Annotated in this window: 15 protein-coding genes; 9 read left to right on the top strand and 6 right to left on the bottom strand. The window is 68.5% G+C overall.

What is annotated here, in order from left to right; genetic code table 11:
• Positions 1 to 77 precede the first annotated feature (77 nt).
• The gene (locus QA861_RS23005) at positions 78 to 986 is read left to right on the top strand and encodes a BRO-N domain-containing protein (RefSeq protein WP_334590178.1); all 909 of its coding nucleotides are present in this window, start codon (positions 78 to 80) and stop codon (positions 984 to 986) included.
• Between the two features lie 75 nt (positions 987 to 1061).
• On the opposite strand, the gene QA861_RS23000 is transcribed toward QA861_RS23005, so the two are convergent.
• The 3 genes from QA861_RS23000 to QA861_RS22990 all read right to left on the bottom strand — a co-directional run bounded on the left by QA861_RS23000 (position 1062) and on the right by QA861_RS22990 (position 4772).
• Positions 1062 to 2033 (bottom strand): pirin family protein, encoded by a 972-nt coding sequence (locus tag QA861_RS23000; protein ID WP_334590177.1) that lies wholly within the window; start codon positions 2031 to 2033, stop codon positions 1062 to 1064.
• Positions 2034 to 2157: 124 nt separating this feature from the next.
• Positions 2158 to 4116 (bottom strand): YncE family protein, encoded by a 1959-nt coding sequence (locus tag QA861_RS22995; protein WP_334590176.1) that lies wholly within the window; start codon positions 4114 to 4116, stop codon positions 2158 to 2160.
• 191 nt (positions 4117 to 4307) lie between these two features.
• Positions 4308 to 4772: an SseB family protein gene (locus tag QA861_RS22990; RefSeq protein WP_235476750.1), complete on the bottom strand. Its 465-nt coding sequence runs from the start codon at positions 4770 to 4772 to the stop codon at positions 4308 to 4310.
• A 187-nt stretch (positions 4773 to 4959) separates the two neighbouring features.
• Here QA861_RS22990 and QA861_RS22985 point away from each other — a divergent pair, with 187 nt between their 5' ends.
• From QA861_RS22985 to QA861_RS22965, 5 genes are all read left to right on the top strand, one after another.
• A complete protein-coding gene (locus QA861_RS22985; protein WP_334590174.1) occupies positions 4960 to 5823 on the top strand; it encodes a dioxygenase family protein in 864 nt (287 codons plus the stop codon).
• A 164-nt stretch (positions 5824 to 5987) separates the two neighbouring features.
• Positions 5988 to 7814 (top strand): acyl-CoA dehydrogenase, encoded by a 1827-nt coding sequence (locus QA861_RS22980; protein WP_334590173.1) that lies wholly within the window; start codon positions 5988 to 5990, stop codon positions 7812 to 7814.
• Between the two features lie 219 nt (positions 7815 to 8033).
• Positions 8034 to 9332 (top strand): M18 family aminopeptidase, encoded by a 1299-nt coding sequence (locus QA861_RS22975; RefSeq protein ID WP_334590172.1) that lies wholly within the window; start codon positions 8034 to 8036, stop codon positions 9330 to 9332.
• Positions 9333 to 9444: 112 nt separating this feature from the next.
• On the top strand, positions 9445 to 9663 hold the full coding sequence (locus QA861_RS22970; RefSeq protein ID WP_334590171.1) for a DUF6458 family protein: 219 nt from the start codon (positions 9445 to 9447) through the stop codon (positions 9661 to 9663).
• Between the two features lie 65 nt (positions 9664 to 9728).
• The gene (locus QA861_RS22965) at positions 9729 to 10223 is read left to right on the top strand and encodes an LURP-one-related/scramblase family protein (RefSeq protein ID WP_334590170.1); all 495 of its coding nucleotides are present in this window, start codon (positions 9729 to 9731) and stop codon (positions 10221 to 10223) included.
• A gap of 76 nt (positions 10224 to 10299) precedes the next feature.
• On the opposite strand, the gene QA861_RS22960 is transcribed toward QA861_RS22965, so the two are convergent.
• A complete protein-coding gene (locus QA861_RS22960) occupies positions 10300 to 11097 on the bottom strand; it encodes a carbon-nitrogen family hydrolase (RefSeq protein ID WP_334590169.1) in 798 nt (265 codons plus the stop codon).
• Between the two features lie 217 nt (positions 11098 to 11314).
• On the opposite strand from QA861_RS22960, the gene QA861_RS22955 reads away from it, so the two are divergent.
• On the top strand, positions 11315 to 12139 hold the full coding sequence (locus QA861_RS22955) for a maleylpyruvate isomerase family mycothiol-dependent enzyme (protein WP_334590168.1): 825 nt from the start codon (positions 11315 to 11317) through the stop codon (positions 12137 to 12139).
• 122 nt (positions 12140 to 12261) lie between these two features.
• On the opposite strand, the gene QA861_RS22950 is transcribed toward QA861_RS22955, so the two are convergent.
• Together QA861_RS22950 and QA861_RS22945 are read right to left on the bottom strand one after the other, a co-directional pair.
• Complete coding sequence (locus QA861_RS22950; RefSeq protein ID WP_334590167.1) at positions 12262 to 13593, bottom strand: MFS transporter; 1332 nt, start codon at positions 13591 to 13593, stop codon at positions 12262 to 12264.
• Positions 13590 to 14252 carry a GntR family transcriptional regulator gene (locus tag QA861_RS22945; protein WP_334590166.1) on the bottom strand — a complete coding sequence of 221 codons (663 nt, stop codon included), beginning with the start codon at positions 14250 to 14252 and terminating at the stop codon, positions 13590 to 13592. The genes QA861_RS22950 and QA861_RS22945 overlap by 4 nt, the downstream gene beginning before the upstream one ends.
• Positions 14253 to 14563: 311 nt before the next feature.
• On the opposite strand from QA861_RS22945, the gene QA861_RS22940 reads away from it, so the two are divergent.
• Both QA861_RS22940 and QA861_RS22935 read left to right on the top strand, forming a co-directional pair.
• The gene (locus QA861_RS22940) at positions 14564 to 15469 is read left to right on the top strand and encodes a D-alanyl-D-alanine carboxypeptidase family protein (protein ID WP_334590666.1); all 906 of its coding nucleotides are present in this window, start codon (positions 14564 to 14566) and stop codon (positions 15467 to 15469) included.
• A gap of 186 nt (positions 15470 to 15655) precedes the next feature.
• Complete coding sequence (locus QA861_RS22935) at positions 15656 to 16609, top strand: BRO-N domain-containing protein (RefSeq protein WP_334590165.1); 954 nt, start codon at positions 15656 to 15658, stop codon at positions 16607 to 16609.
• Positions 16610 to 16618: the final 9 nt, after the last annotated feature.

Below are 16618 nucleotides of genomic sequence, written 5' to 3'. Positions count from 1 at the left end.
CGAACGGGTCAACAACCGTGCTTCGAACACGAGTAGCGCCCCCACCTGCCTATTTTCGGGGACGGAGGTGATGCTCGATGTACGAGCAGAACAACAACACACCGTCGGACGAGTCGACGGCACAGCGGCAGCACACGGACGCGATCGACATCAACGACTTCGTGTTCGCGGCCACGGGGGCGCGGGTACGGAGGCTGACCATGCCGGACGGGACGCACTGGTTTCCCGCGGCGGACGTCTGCAAGGAACTGGGGTACACAACCACCCGAAAGGCCCTGCTCGACCACGTCCCCGAAGAGCACCGAGAGTTTCTTGAGACTGTGACTGGAAGGCACTGTCTCAGCGTTCCCGCAGGTCGGGAGTGGCGACGAGACATGAACGTGATCAACCTTAAGGGCCTGATCCTGTTGGTCAACGGCTGTACGAAGCCGGAGGCAGAGCCCTTCAAGACCTGGGTCTCCGAAGTCCTCGCCACCATCCAGCGCGACGGCTCCTACTCCCTCGAACCGGCTCCCCTGCAGCCCGCTGCCACCGGCGGCACCGCCTACGTCATGCCGCAGCAGGTCGCCGATGCCCTCGTCACACTCGAACAGCGCAACATCCGGACGGACGATCTACTGCGCCAGATCAACGACAACCAGAAGGTGATGGTCGATGTACTGCGGGACATCGCCCAGACCCTCCGACGCCCCAACGACCGCACCCGGCCCGTCCGGGCACCGGAGTTGACGCCCGAGCAGCTTCTGACCAACTGGAGGTCCAGGAACCTCGCCGTCACCGAGGACGTCCACACGGTCGCCGCCCACCTGGCCCCGGCGCTGCTCCACGGCGGCGCCGACTACAGCGTGGAGGAGATCGCCGTCTGCACCGGGCTGACACCCGACCGCGTCAGCAACGCCCTGGAGTCTGTCCGAGCACGGGTGTGTGCGTCAGGTGGGCCGCGCTCCGGACGGTGCGCCGTTCTACGTGCTGCCGTAGCCCTGTAAGCAAGACAGGCCCGAAGTCGCAAAACCTAGTTGCGACTTCGGGCCCGGCCGTACAGTACTGAACTTCCCGGGGTCCTACAGACCACCCTCGGACATCCCGTGAACCGCCGGGACAGTCCCCAGCCGGCCCTTCTGGAAGTCCTCGAACGCCTGCTCAAGCTCCGCCCTCGTGTTCATCACGAAGGGACCGTAGTGGGCCATCGGCTCGCGGATGGGCTGGCCGCCCAGGAGGACGACCTCCAGGTCCGGGGTGTTCGCGTCCTGCAGTTCGTCCGCGCGGACCGTGATCGACGAACCCGCGCCGAAGACCGCCGTCTGGCCCTTGCGCACCGCCCGCCGGTCCGGGCCGACGCTTCCGCGCCCGGCGAGGACGTACGCGAGACCGTTGAAGTCCTCCCGCCAGGGGAGGGTGACCTCCGCGCCCGGGGCCACCGTGGCGTGGACCAGGCTGATCGGGGTGTGGGTGATACCGGGACCCTGGTGACCGTCCAGCTCGCCGGCGATGACGCGCAGGAGCGCGCCGCCGTCGTGGGACGTGAGCAGCTGGACCTGGCCACCACGGATGTCCTGGTAGCGCGGGGCCATCATCTTGTCCTTGGCCGGGAGGTTGACCCACAGCTGGATTCCGTGGAAGAGCCCGCCGGACACGACCAGCGACTCCGGCGGCGCCTCGATGTGGAGGAGACCCGAACCGGCCGTCATCCACTGGGTGTCACCGTTGGTGATGGTGCCGCCGCCACCCTGGCTGTCCTGGTGGTCGAAGATCCCGTCGATGATGTAGGTGACGGTCTCGAAGCCCCGGTGGGGGTGCCAGGGGGTGCCTTTCGGCTCACCCGGCGCGTACTCCACCTCGCCCATCTGGTCCATCATGATGAACGGGTCGAGGTGCTTGTAGGCGATCCCGGCGAACGCCCGGCGCACCGGGAATCCCTCACCCTCGAAACCGCTCGGCGCGGTCGTCACGGTGAGCACGGGACGCGCCACGGCATCGGCCGAAGCGGCCACACGGGGCAGGGTCAGCGGGTTCTCGACGGTCACTGCAGGCATGTCGGGACCTCCTTGTGCGGCCAGTTTAGTTGATTATTGAACTTCCTGCTACCCCCAACAGAGAAGGCCCGGAGGGCATTCCCTCCGGGCCTTCCCAGCCGGCCGGGGACCGGCCGAGTGGTGGCTAGTTGCTGAAGTACAGGTACTTCCAGGCTCCGACCGACGTCGAGTTCACGTTGTCACCGGACGCGCCGTCGGCATACACCGAGCGGACCCGCGCCTTGACGCCTGCTTCGCCGGGCGCACCCAGCTGGACCGCCGACCTGCCGTCGGCGCCGACCGCGAAGTACTCCGAGTAGGTCGCGTACCACGTGCCCTGGAACAGGACCTGCAGTTCGAAGCGCTGCTTGCGGCCCTGGTAGTAGTTCATGGTCGTCGTGAGCACCGGGTCGGTGTTCTTGTGGAACCAGTAGTACGAGAGCGAGCCGATCCTGCCCGTCTTGTAGTGCTTGGAGACAGCGGTCGAGTTCCTGGCCTTGCCGTACGCCGTGGAGCTGACAGTCCGGGGGGCGTAGCGGGCGTCGCCCTTGAAGACGGCGGTGACGACCATGTCCCGGGTCATGTCCACGATCGTGGAGATGTTCCCGGCCCCGTTGACCTTCCCGGTCTTCACCAGCTTCTTCGGCCGGTCGGTGCCGTAGGGGTCCACCCAGATCTCGACCGTGCGGTTCTTGTACGTCGCCCCGAGGTGCGCGGTGAAGGAGACGTCCTTGCCGTAGTCGTACGTCTTCTTGTTGTTGTTGACGGTCAGCGCCGGAGTGGTACGCGAGACGTCGACCCTGTCGGACGCGACGGCAGAGGTGTGCTCGGCGTCACCGGCGTACGAAACCTTGTAGGTGACCGTGCCACCGGCCGGCGGGGAGTTGGTGAACGAGTACGTACCGTCCGCCTTGACCGCGACGGAGGGCAGCGCGTGGCCGTTCGGGCTGTCCAGGTCGGTGCGGGTGACCTGAAGCTTGGCGTCGCTCGGCAACTCGTCCGCCGTCAGCTTGCCGGTCACGGTGAGCGGCTTGGTGCGCGTCGCCTTCGCCGGGGCGTCCACCGTCAGGGTCGAGGTGTTCACCGTCGGGCCGGTGAACACCTTGAGGGTGAAGTCGTTCTCCGGCCCCGTGACCGCGAAGATCCGCGAGGAGTCCGGAGCCCACGTCAGGTCGGGTGTGTCCTGCGTGCCGTCCGTGCCGGTGGTGTAGGTGCGCAGGGGTGCTGAGGCGCCGGGCCGGTACACGGCGAGGTCGGCGCCGTTGACCTGGGCGACCAGACCGTTCGGCGCGATGTCCGCACGCCGGCCGGCCGGGTAGGAGCCGGCGGGGGTGAACTTCCCGTCCGCGTAGGCGTCCCGGTCCGTGCCGTTGACCAGCACCTGCGGGGCGCCGGGCACGAGGTCGAAGTCGTGGGTGCCGTTGTTCAGCGAGTAGTCGAGATCCGACCACGCGACGATCTTCGGCACGCTGCCCGAGACATCGACGACAGCCATCGAGTCCGAGGAGATGCCTGTCTGACCGACGGCGAGCACGCCCGGCTGATTCGGGTCGGTGTCCAGCAGCGCCGGGCCCCAGAGTCCGGCAGAGGTGCCCTCGGTCGGGAACTGCGCCATCTTCACCGGGTCGGTTCCGCCCGCCGGGTCCAGGGCCGGGTCGACCGAACCCAGATCGCCGTCCCACTGGTCGCCGTACGTGAACCACACCTTGCCGCCGGCGAAGGCGACGTACCGGGGGCCGGTGTTGGTGGGGACGGTGTAGCGGACCTTGACATCGAGTGTGGCCGCGTCCAGGGCCACGATCTCGTGCAGGTCCTGGACAGCCGCGTACAAGGTGGCGCCGTCGTCGGACACCGTCAGGTCGGAGACCCGGCCGAGACCGCTCACCGAGTCGACGAGCGCGCCGGTGTAGTCGGCGGCGAGGATCTTCCCCGCCCCGCTGTCGCCGACGAAGACCCGCTGGAGAGCGGCGTCCGCGACGATGCCGCCGGGTGCGGACACGGAGACGGCGGCGGCCGAGGCGGGCCCCGCCACCGCGACGCTCAGCGCCGCCGAGCTGAAGAGAACCGCGAGCGCCGTCGCGGTCGAGATGCTGCGCGTACGCACAGTACTGATACCCCCACAAGGAAACCCGGTGCCTGACCGGGACGAGAGCGCCGCGCGACGCCCGCACACCACCTCATGAGAGCGGTGGCATATGGGGCGCGGCTGCCAGAAGGAACCCTATGGCATGCCTGTGACAATCGCGTGGGAGTTTCCGCCGTCTGCGGACGTGCTGGGGAATGAGGGAACGACCCTCAGCCGTACATCCTGCGCATCGCGAACTCCACCATCTGCTCGACCGCCTTCGCGTCGAACACCATGCGGTGCTCGCCCTCCATGTCCACGACGAAGCCGTACCCGGTGGGCAGCAGGTCGATGACCTCGGCGCCCGTGATCACGAAGTACTTGGACTCCTTGCCGGCGTACCGGCGCAGCTCCTTCAGGGAGGTGAACATCGGGATCACCGGCTGCTGGGTGTTGTGCAGCGCCAGGAACCCGGGGTTGTCGCCGCGCGGGCAGTACACCTTCGACGTGGCGAAGACCTGCTGGAAGTCCTCCGCCGACATCGAGCCCGTCGTGAAGGCGCGCACCGCGTCCGCGAGGGACGGCGGGGACGGCTCGGGGTACAGCGGCGGCTGCTGGCCGTACCCGCCCGGCATCTGCTGCTGCGGCTGGGCGTACTGCTGCTGCGCCCCGGCGTTCTGGTCATAGCCGTACATGGGCGCAAGAGTACCGAGAGCGCGGGGGGACCGGGGCGGGGCCTGCCCCCCGCTTCCGTTCGCACGGGGTTGGCCGGCTCTCGCCCCATCCGTGGACACCCGTACCGTCGACGCCGGCAAAGAAGACATCAGGCGGTGGCAAAGTCCGGGCAACAGCCGGCAGGCGCCGGCGCAGAAGGAGACGGCGATGAACGGACCGGCAACAGGCCACGGACACGGGCTGCACGACCACGAGGACCACGAGCACGACAGAGGCCTCTCCTACGACCTTCCGGTGCTCGCCCGCCGTCGGATGATCCGGCTGCTGGCCGGCGCTAGCCTGCTGCCGCTGGCGGGTTGCGCCGACGACGACGACACGACGTCCTCCGCAGCCGCCTCCGACACCTCGTCCGGCGGCACGGCCTCCTCGTCCTCCACGGAGTGCGCGACCATCCCCGACGAGACCGCCGGCCCCTACCCGGGCGACGGTTCGAACGGGGTGAACGTGCTCAAGGAGAGCGGAGTCGTCCGGAGCGACATCACGTCCAGCTTCGGCGACTCGGCGGGCGGCAGGGCCGAGGGCGTGCCGCTCACGATCACGCTCACCGTCGTCGACGCGGCCTCCGGCTGCGGAACCCCCAGAGCGGGCGCCGCCGTCTACCTCTGGCAGTGCGACCGCGCCGGCGACTACTCCCTCTACACGGAGGGAGTCACCGACGAGAACTACCTGCGGGGCGTCCAGGAGACCGACGACAAGGGCCGGGTCACCTTCACGAGCGTCTTCCCGGGCTGTTACCCGGGCCGCTGGCCGCACATCCACTTCGAGGTCTACAGCAGCCTGGCGGACGCCACCGCCGCCACCGCCATCACCAGCACCTCGCAGCTGGCGCTCCCGAAGGACGTCTGCGACACGGTGTACGCGACGGACGGCTACAGCCGCAGCGTGGAGAACCCGGCGCGGCTCTCCCTGGAAACCGACATGATCTTCAGCGACGGCTACGACCAGCAGCTGGCGGCCATGGCAGGCAGCGTGGACAAGGGCTACACAGCCACCCTTACCGTCCCGGTCTAGACCATTCGCCCCGGCCTGTGGCGCGTTCCGCGTCACATATGGCCGGGTGGGGTTGCGTCTTATTACCGACGGGTAGCATCATCGTGGGAAGGTAGCTACTAGTCGGTATGCGAATTAGGCGCGAGGAGCCAGTGCCTCGCCGATCTCTTTACGGAGCCGTCGCCATGGGGCACTACAAGTCGAATCTCCGCGACATCGAGTTCAACCTCTTCGAGGTCCTCGGGCGCGACAAGCTGTACGGCACGGGTCCGTTCGCGGAGATGGACGCGGACACCGCCAAGAGCATCCTCGAGGAGATGACGCGCCTCGCGGAGAACGAGCTGGCCGAGTCCTTCACGGACGGCGACCGCACCCCGCCGGTCTTCGACCCCGCGACGAACACCGCGCCCGTCCCGGCGTCCTTCAAGAAGAGCTACAAGGCCTTCATGGACTCGGAGTACTGGCGCCTCGGCCTGCCCGAGGAGATCGGCGGCACCACCTCCCCGCGCTCCCTGATCTGGGCGTCCGCGGAGCTGGTGCTCGGCTCCAACCCGGCCGTGTGGATGTACGCCTCCGGCCCGGCGTTCGCCAGCCTCCTCTACGACGAGGGCAACGACGTACAGAAGAAGATCGCCCAGATCGCCGTCGAGAAGACCTGGGGCTCCACCATGGTCCTCACCGAGCCGGACGCCGGCTCGGACGTGGGCGCCGGCCGCACCAAGGCGGCCTTGCAGGACGACGGTTCCTGGCACATCGAGGGCGTGAAGCGGTTCATCACGTCCGGTGAGCACGACATGGAGGAGAACATCCTCCACTACGTCCTCGCCCGCCCCGAGGGCCACGGCCCCGGCACCAAGGGCCTGTCCCTCTTCCTCGTACCGAAGTACCTCTTCGACTTCGAGACCGGCGAGCTCGGCGAGCGCAACGGCGCGTACGCGACGAACGTCGAGCACAAGATGGGCCTCAAGGCCTCCAACACCTGCGAGATGACCTTCGGCGACCGACACCCCGCCAAGGGCTGGCTGATCGGTGACAAGCACGACGGCATCCGGCAGATGTTCCGGATCATCGAGTCCGCCCGCATGATGGTCGGCACGAAGGCCATCTCGACGCTGTCGACCGGCTACCTCAACGCCCTTGAGTACGCCAAGGAGCGCGTCCAGGGTCCGGATCTCGCCAACTTCATGGACAAGACGGCACCCAAGGTCACCATCACGCACCACCCGGACGTCCGCCGCTCGCTGATCACGCAGAAGGCGTACGCCGAGGGCATGCGCGCCCTGGTGCTCTACACGGCCTCCGTCCAGGACGAGATCCAGGTCAAGGAGGCGGCGGGCGAGGACAGCGCCGCGCTGGAGGCCCTCAACGACCTCCTGCTCCCGATCGTGAAGGGCTACGGCTCCGAGAAGGGCTACGAGCAGCTCGCCCAGTCGCTCCAGACCTTCGGCGGCTCCGGGTTCCTCCAGGAGTACCCGATCGAGCAGTACATCCGCGACGCCAAGATCGACACCCTGTACGAGGGCACGACCGCGATCCAGGGCCAGGACTACTTCTTCCGCAAGATCGTCCGCAACCAGGGCGCGGCCCTCAACTCCCTCGCCGAGGACATCAAGAAGTTCCTCGCGCCGGGCACGGGCGGCGAGGACCTGGCGGTGGCGCGCGAGCAGCTCGCCAAGGCGGCCGTCGAACTGGAGGCCATCGTCGGCCTGATGCTGACGGACCTCGCGGCGACCGAGCAGGACGTCAGGAACATCTACAAGGTGGGCCTCAACACCACCCGCCTGCTGATGGCCTCGGGCGACGTCGTCGTCGGCTACCTGCTCCTCAAGGGCGCCGCCGTGGCCGCCGAGAAGCTGCCCACGGCGTCGGCGAAGGACGTCCCCTTCTACACGGGCAAGATCGCGGCGGCGAAGTTCTTCGCGGCCAACGTCCTCCCCGGCGTCACCGGCGCCCGCAAGCTCGCGGCCGGAGTCGACCTCGACGTGATGGAGCTGGACGAGGCGGCTTTCTGAGCGCACATCCCGCGCACACAGCAGGCCAAGTACGGCGGCCCGCACCCGGATCACCTCCGGGGCGGGCCGCCGTACTGCTGAACCGGGACACACCTCCACGGTCCGTCCGGTGTCCGGAAACTGACTCCCGAGCCAGTTGTCCGGCCTTCACATCCCCGTTACGAGAGCCCGCTCGCCATCCCAGGGAGCGGGCCCTGTTACGTCGTTAAGGTGAACCCCATGAGCGCACCCCACCGCTTCGACCGCGGCCACACCGACGACTTGATGTCCTTCCTGGCGGCGAGTCCGTCGCCGTACCACGCCGTGGCGAACACCGCCCAGCGGCTGGAGAAGGCGGGCTTCCGCCAGGTCGCCGAGACGGACGCCTGGGACGGGACGAGCGGCGGCAAGTACGTGCTGCGCGGCGGCGCGATCGTGGCCTGGTACGTCCCCGAGGGCGCCACGCCGCACACCCCCTTCCGGATCGTCGGCGCCCACACCGACTCCCCCAACCTGCGGGTCAAGCCGGTGCCCGACCTCGGTGCGCACGGCTGGCGCCAGGTCGCCGTGGAGATCTACGGCGGACCGCTGCTCAACTCCTGGCTCGACCGCGACCTCGGCCTGGCCGGCCGCCTCACCCTGCGGGACGGCACCACGCGCCTGGTGGACGTCGACCGGCCCCTTCTGCGAGTCCCCCAGCTCGCCATCCACCTCGACCGTGCCGTGAACACCGACGGCCTGAAGCTCGACAAGCAGCGCCATCTGCAGCCGATCTGGGGCATGTCGGACGACGTCCGCGAGGGCGACCTGATCGCCTTCGTCGAAGAGGAGTGCGGGCTCGCGCCGGGGGAGGTCACCGGCTGGGACCTGATGGCCCACTCCGTCGAACCGCCCGCCTACCTGGGCCGCGACCGGGAGCTGGTCGCGGGGCCGCGCATGGACAACCTCCTGTCCGTACACGCCGCCACGGCGGCCCTCGCTGCCGTGTCCACCGGCTCCGAGCAGCTTCCGTACATCCCGGTCCTCGCGGCGTTCGACCACGAGGAGAACGGTTCGCAGAGCGACACCGGCGCGGACGGCCCGCTCCTCGGCAGCGTGCTGGAGCGTTCGGTGTTCGCGCGCGGAGGGGTGTACGAGGACCGGGCAAGGGCGTTCGCGGGCACCGTCTGTCTCTCCTCCGACACGGGCCACGCCGTCCACCCCAACTACGCGGAGCGGCACGACCCGACGCACCACCCGCGCGTCAACGGCGGCCCCATCCTCAAGGTCAACGTCAACAACCGCTACGCCACGGACGGTTCGGGCCGTGCGGTCTGGGCGGCCACCTGCGACAAGGCCGGCGTCCCGTTCCAGAACTTCGTCTCCAACAACTCCATGCCCTGCGGCACGACGATCGGTCCGATCACCGCCGCGAGGCACGGCATCAAGACGGTCGACATCGGTGTGGCGATCCTGTCGATGCACAGCGCACGGGAGTTGTGCGGCGCCGACGACCCACACCTGCTCGCCAACGCCCTGGTCGCCTTCCTGGAGGGCTGAGGACCAGTCCGGTCACGCGAACAACGCATACCTGTCCCGGCTCCGGGCACCCGGACACTCCGGAACACCCGGAACCTCCGGAACGACCGGACCCGACAGGGAGGCAACACTCATGAGCCTCGGCGGATGCATCATCCTCATCGCCGTGGGAGCCATCCTCACCTTCGCGACCGACTGGGAGATGGAGGGGGTCAACCTCGACCTGGTCGGCGTCATCCTGATGATCGTCGGACTGATCGGCGCCCTCGCGTTCCGCAGCGTCGCGCGTCGCCGACGGGTGCTGATACCGCCCTCGACGACCGTGATCGACGAGGACCGCCACCACGGCTGAACCGGCATCGGCCCATCGGCGTACCGGCGGCTTTCCGGACGCCGCTACGGGGAAGCGGTGAGTACATGAGATTCCTCGTACGCGACCGGCTGCTCGGCTTCGGCGACGACTACTGGATCGAGAACCAGCACGGCGACAAGGTGTACCTGGTCGACGGCAAGGCGATGCGGCTGCGGGACACCTTCGAACTGAAGGACACGCAGGGGCAGGTGCTGATCGACATCCACCAGAAGATGTTCGCCCTGCGCGACACCATGGTGATCGAACGGGCGGGCGACCAGCTGGCGACGATCAGACGTAAACGCCTGTCCCTGCTGCGCAACCACTACCGGGTGACGCTGGTGGACGGCACGGAACTGGACGTCAGCGGGAAGATCCTGGACCGGGAGTTCGCGGTCGACCACGACGGCGAACTCCTCGCCCAGATCTCCCGCCGCTGGCTGCACGTCCGGGAGACCTACGGGGTCGATGTCGTCCGGGAGGACGCGGATCCGGCGCTCCTGATCGCGGTGGCGGTCTGCGTGATCCACCTGGCGGAGAAGGAGCGGACGGACGACTGAGACCAGGGGCCCGAGGGCGCGTGGGGCGGGAGTCGGGACGAGCGGTCTCCCCGCCCCGGCGCCGCGTCGGTCCGCGTCAAGGGCGACGCGGGACGGCCAGCCCCAGCACCCGGTCCTTCAGCGCGGGGAACTGCTCCCGCGTCTCCCCCACCTTCGCGGGGTCGAACTCGACCCGCAGGATCTCCTCGCCCTCGCCCGCCTCCGCCAGCACCTCGCCCCACGGATCGACCACGATCGAGTGACCGGCCTGTGGAACTCCCGCATGGGTACCGGCCGTTCCACAGGCAAGGACGTACGCCTGGTTCTCGACCGCCCGCGCCTGGGCCAGGAGCGTCCAGTGGGCGCGCCGCCGTTCCGGCCAGCCCGCCGAGATGACGATGGTCTCCGCGCCCTCGTCGACAAGGCCGCGGAAGAGTTCGGGGAAACGGAGGTCGTAGCAGGTGGCGACGCCGATGGTCGTCTCGGGGAGACGGACGGTGGCCAGTTCCTCGCCCGCCCCCATCAGCACGGCCTCGCCCTTGTCGAAGCCGAAGCGATGGATCTTGCGGTAGACGGCGGCCAGATCGCCGGCGGGGGAGAAGACGAGGGAGGTGTTGTACAGAGGGCCGTCGGGGTCGCGTTCCGGGATCGAGCCCGCGTGCAGCCACACGCCCGCGTCGCTCGCCGCCTTGGCCATCGCCTCGTACGTCGGGCCGTCCAGCGACTCGGCCTCCGTCGCGAACCTCTCGTACGCGAAAGCCCCGGTCGTCCACAGCTCGGGCAGTACGACGAGGTCGGCACCGGACTCGTCGCGCACCAGCGAGGCCACGCGCCTTCTACGCGATTCGACCGATTCGCCCTCTTCTGCACCGATCTGGATGAGCGAGGCGCGCACACTACCACCGTCCTGACATTCGAGCCGTTCACACGGGCCTACGATCGTCACACGAAAGCACTGCCGGGGTGCCTCACAGCAGCGTAACTTAACGTTCCAAGACACCCGCTGACAGTTGTCCCGCCCGCGCCTTCGTACCGCCGACAACGCCGTCGACACCCGCCGTCATCCGCCGTCACCACTGCCCGCGTACCGACCGCCCGAGGGGTCCCGTTCCGTGAGTCTGCATCCCACTCTCCAGCCCTACGCCGACGCCTGGACCCACTCCATCGACGCTATATCCGAGCTGGTGTCACCGCTCGTGGAGGGCGAGTGGAACCGCCGGACCCCATGTCCGGGCTGGTCGGTCCGTGACGTGGTCTCCCATGTCATCGGCATGGAGTGCGAGATGCTCGGCGACCCGCGTCCCATCCACACCCTCCCGCGCGACCTCTACCACGTCACCAACGAGCAGCAGCGCTACACGGAGATGCAGGTCGACGTACGGCGGCACCACACGGCCCCCGAGATGACGTCCGAGCTGGAGTACACGGTCATCCGCCGCAACCGCCAGCTGCGCAACGAGACACGGGAACCGGGGGCGATCATCCGTGGCCTGCACGGCCGGGAGACCGCCCTCGTGGACGCCATGCGCGTGCGGGCGTACGACGTATGGGTGCACGAGCAGGACCTGCGTACCGCCCTCGGCCGGCCCGGCAACCTCGACTCGCCCGGCGCGCACATCGTGCGGGACGTACTCCTCGGGATGCTGCCGAAGGTCGTCGCCAAGGACGCGGGGGCGCCGCGCAGTTCGGCGGTCGTCTTCGACGTGCACGGGCCCATCGAGTTCCTGCGCACGATCCGCGTCGACATCAACGGCCGCGGCACGCTGGAGACCTCCCCTGCCCTGGGCCCCGCCGCCACCTTCGCCCTCGACTGGGAGACCTACTTCCGCCTCGCCTGCGGCCGGGTGACCCCGGAGGCCGTGGCCGACCGCGTCAAGGCGGAGGGCGACCCGGGCCTCACGGAAGCGATCCTGCGCCACTTCGCGGTGACTCCCTGAGGATGCCCTTCAGCCCGTTGGAAGTCCCCCTCTGGGGGAGTTTGAGGACGATGCCCCTTCAGGGCCGAAGCGGGGGCCTGGGGGCGGCAGCCCCCAGAGACGCCCGCATCAACACGCGGCGCCTACACAGGAACGTGCACTGAAGTCACCCTGCTGACAACCACTCGCTCCCGCTCCCGCAGGGCCGCCCGCTTCCGCAACCGCAGGATCTGGCTGACGCCGACCCCCTGCAACAGGAACACGAACGAGAACGCGGCCGTGTAGTTGTCGCCGGTCAGGTCGAGCAGCACACCGACCGCGAACAGCGTCGTCATCGAGGCGACGAAACCGCCCATGTTGGTGATCCCGGACGCCGTGCCCTGACGCTCGGGCGGATTCGCCGGCCGGGCGAAGTCGAAGCCGAGCATCGAGGCCGGTCCGCAGGCCCCCAGCACCGCGCACAGCACCACGAGCAGCCACATCGGGTCGTGGTCGGCGCCGGACAGCGCCGGGTAGGAGAGTGCCACCGCCCACGTCACCGCCGTGACGCCCACCGTGCCCAGGGCCAGCGGCAGCCGCGCCGTGTGGTGCCGGGCGACGATCTGGCCGTACACCAGGCCGAGCGCCATGTTCGACAGCACGACCAGTGTCAGCAGCTCCCCCGCCGTCGCCCGCGACAGCCCCTGTGCCTCGACGAGGAACGGCAGGCCCCACAGCAGCAGGAACACCATCGCCGGGAACTGCGTGGTGAAGTGCACCCACAGGCCGAGCCGCGTCCCGGGCTCGCGCCACGAGGCGGTGATCTGCCGGCGGACGTACGCGGCCCCCTGGTGCGGGAACGGCTCCGGCTCGTGTCCGTCCGGATGATCCCTGAGGAACAGGAGCATCAGCACGAGGACCACCAGGCCCGCGACCGCGCTGCCCGCGAAGGCCGCCGTCCACCCGACGCCGTGCAGCAGCCGCGCGATGACGAGCGTCGAGACGAGGTTGCCCGCCATCCCGGCCAGCCCCGCCAGCTGCGCGATCATGGGCCCGCGCCGCGCCGGGAACCACCGGGACCCCAGCCGCAGCACGCTGATGAACGTCATCGCGTCCCCGCACCCGAGCAGCGCGCGGGAGGCGAGGGCCGTGGCGTACGAGGGGGAGAACGCGAAGCCCAGCTGCCCGGCCGTGAACAGCACGACCCCGATGGTCAGCACCTTCTTGGTGCCGAGCCGGTCGACGAGCAGTCCGACCGGTATCTGCATGCCCGCGTAGACGAGGAGCTGGAGGATCGAGAAGGTGGACAGGGCGGAGGCGCCCACGTGGAAGCGGTCGGCGGCGTCGAGCCCGGCCACCCCCAGTGACGTACGGAAGATGACGGCGACGAAGTACACGGAAACGCCGACGGACCAGACGAGCACGGCGCGACGACCGCCGGGAGGATCGCCGGGCAGCACGCCGGAACCGGCGCCGACGAGGGGCTTGGTGCTCATCGGACGTCGCCCCGGGCCAGGTTGGAGAACCAGTTGACGTGCCGGTGCACGATCGCGACCGCCGCCTCCGGGTCGCCCGAGCGCAGCGCGTCGAGGATCTCCTGGTGCTCGGTGAGCGTCTTGTTGATGCGGTCGGGGTGGGCGTGCATGAAGGCGACGCCCATCCGCAGCTGGCGGTCGCGCAGTTGGTCGTAGAGCCGGGAGAGGATCTCGTTGCCCCCACTGCGGACGATCTCGGCGTGGAAGCACCGGTCGGTCACGGCGGCGCCCGCGAGGTCTCCCGCGGCGGCCTGCTCGCGCTGACTGTCGAGCAGTTCGGTGAGCCGGGCGATGAGCTGCGGCGAGGCGGGCGCCGCCTTGCGGATGGCGTGCTCCTCGACCAGCTGCCGGGTCTCGACGACGTCCGCGATCTCCTGCGCGGAGACCGGCAGGACCAGCGCGCCCTTCTTCGGGTAGAGCTTGATCAGGCCCTCGGCCTCCAGCCGCAGCAGCGCCTCCCGCACGGGCGTGCGCGACACCCCTACGGCCTCGGCCAGCTCGCCTTCGGTGAGCAGTGTCCCGCCCTCGTAACGGCGGTCCAGGACGCCCTCTTTGACATGGGCGTAGACCCGGTCGGCGGCGGGAGGTTGCTTCACGTGCTGCAAGGCCGGGCTGCTCATGCCGACAGCATAGATACAACACGTACGCATGAGGGTGGCCGTCCGCCATATGGACCGACCTCGGGAGCCGATCCCCGTTCGAGGCGTGACGTCGCCCCGCGGGTAACAGTTCAACTTCCGGAAGGGGCGCGGGAACCGCGCAGAGCCATACGGCGTCCCTCGGAAAGGGAAAATCGGGGAACCCGCCTCAGCACGCGCACAACCTACTGTGCTAGTTACGAGTCACACGAGAGCGGCGTTTCGCCTACTCGGCCAACTCGGCCGCTCTCCAGGGGCATTCGGACGATTCAGACGTAATCGGGGTATTGAAGTTGATAACCGGCATCCAGGGCATCCGTTTTCGTAGAGCCGCAGCCGTGGTGGTCACCACCGGCGCCGTGCTCGCGACCGGAGCGCTCACCGCGGCGCCCGCACAGGCCGCTGTGGCCGTTCCCACGATCGTCGCCAAGGGCGGCTATCTGATGAACAACGCCAACGGCACGACCCTGTACGGGAAGCTCCCGGACACCAAGCTGTCCACTGGTTCCACCACGAAGATCATGACGGCGAAGGTCGTGCTGGCACAGGCGAACCTGAACCTCAACGCCAAGGTCACCATCCAGAAGGCGTACAGCGACTACATCGTCGCCAACACCGCCTCCTCGGCCGGTCTGATCGTCGGCGACAAGGTCACGGTCCGCCAGCTGCTGTACGGGCTGATGCTGCCGTCGGGCTGCGACGCCGCGTACGCGCTCGCCGACAAGTTCGGCGCCGGCACGACGCGTGACGCCCGGGTGAAGTCGTTCATCGGCAAGATGAACACCATGGCCCGGAGCCTCGGCATGACGAACACCAAGTTCGACAGCTTCGACGGCATCGGCAACGGCGCCAACTACTCGACGCCGAAGGACCTGACGAAGCTCGCCAGCAACACCATGAAGAACGGCGCCTTCCGCGCCATAGTGAAGACGCAGAACTTCAAGGAGAAGGTCACCACCAAGACCGGTGGCACCCGCTGGATGAGCTGGGAGAACACCAACAAGCCGCTGCTGTCCGGCTACGCCGGCACCATCGGCATCAAGACGGGCTCCGGACCGCAGGCCAAGTACTGCCTGGTCTTCGCGGCCACCCGCAACGGCAAGACGGTCATCGGTACGGTCCTCGCCTCCACGTCGGTCGCCAACCGCACGGCGGACGCGAAGAAGCTGATGAACTACGGCTTCGCGCGCCTGGGCTGACACCCACGCACCGAGAAGGGGCTCGCCGCGAACGACGCGGCGGGCCCCTTCGCCGTCCGGCCTACACGCCTCGGTGGTCCGGTGCGGCGGGATTCGTGATCACCTCACTCGGATGCGTGAACGTCCTTGCCCTGGCTGGCATATTCGATTTTCGCCGTCCTAGGTTCCACGACGGAGGTGGTTCACATGATCGAACCCAGCAAGCACCAGCCCAACCCTCGGGCGCAGTACGACGCGATCGACGTCAGCGACTTCGTGTACGCGGCCACGGCAGCCCGCGTCCGCCGGCTGACCCTGCCGGACGGGACCCATTGGTTTCCGGCGGTGGATGTCTGCAAGGAACTCGGGCACACCAACACTCAGAAGGCGCTCTCCGACCACGTCCCGGAGGACCATCGAGAGATTCTTGAGACCCTAACTGGAGGTTACGGTCTCAGCGTTCCCGCAGGTAGAGAGTGGCGTCGAGACTTGAATGTCATCTCGCTCCAAGGCCTGATCCTCCTTGTCAGCGCCTGCACCAAACCCGCCTGCGCCCCCTTCAAGCAGTGGGCCGCCGAAGTCATCGAGACAGTCCAGCGAGAGGGTTCCTACAGCCTCGAAGAGGCAGAGGTGCAACCTGCCGAGCCGGGCGCCCCCATCGCCTACGCGATGCCGGAGCAGGTCGCCGAGGCCATCGTGCGGCTCGAAGAACGCAACCTTCAGGCGGACGAGCAACTCGCCGTCGCCCAGCACGAATCGCTCGCCCTGCAACGGACCATGGTCGAGATGCAGCGCGAAACGCTCACGGCCCAGCAAGCCATCGCCCAGGCCATGGACCGCATCGCGAACGGGCTCGACGTCCTGTTCGCCACTCGGCAGGCGCCCACCACAGCCACCGCTCCCACCACCGAGGCCGTACTGGCCGACTGGCGGCACCGGTTGTCGGTGACAGAGGACGTGTGGACGGTGGCCGTCGTCATCGCCCCGGTTCTTGTCGAGAAGGGTGAACTCCGGGAGCCGCTCGAATCGATCGCCGCCCGTACGGGCCTGTCGGTGCACCGTGTCAACGAATGCCTCCGCCTGCTGCGCAAACACGCCTGCATCCGCTCGCGAGGCGGAGCGGAGGGCGGAGCGCCCGTGTACGTGCTGAACCACGCCTGACCGACCCGA

This window comes from Streptomyces sp. B21-083 (assembly GCF_036898825.1).
GTDB lineage: Bacteria > Actinomycetota > Actinomycetes > Streptomycetales > Streptomycetaceae > Streptomyces.
This window is presented reverse-complemented; position numbering and strand designations above follow the sequence as displayed.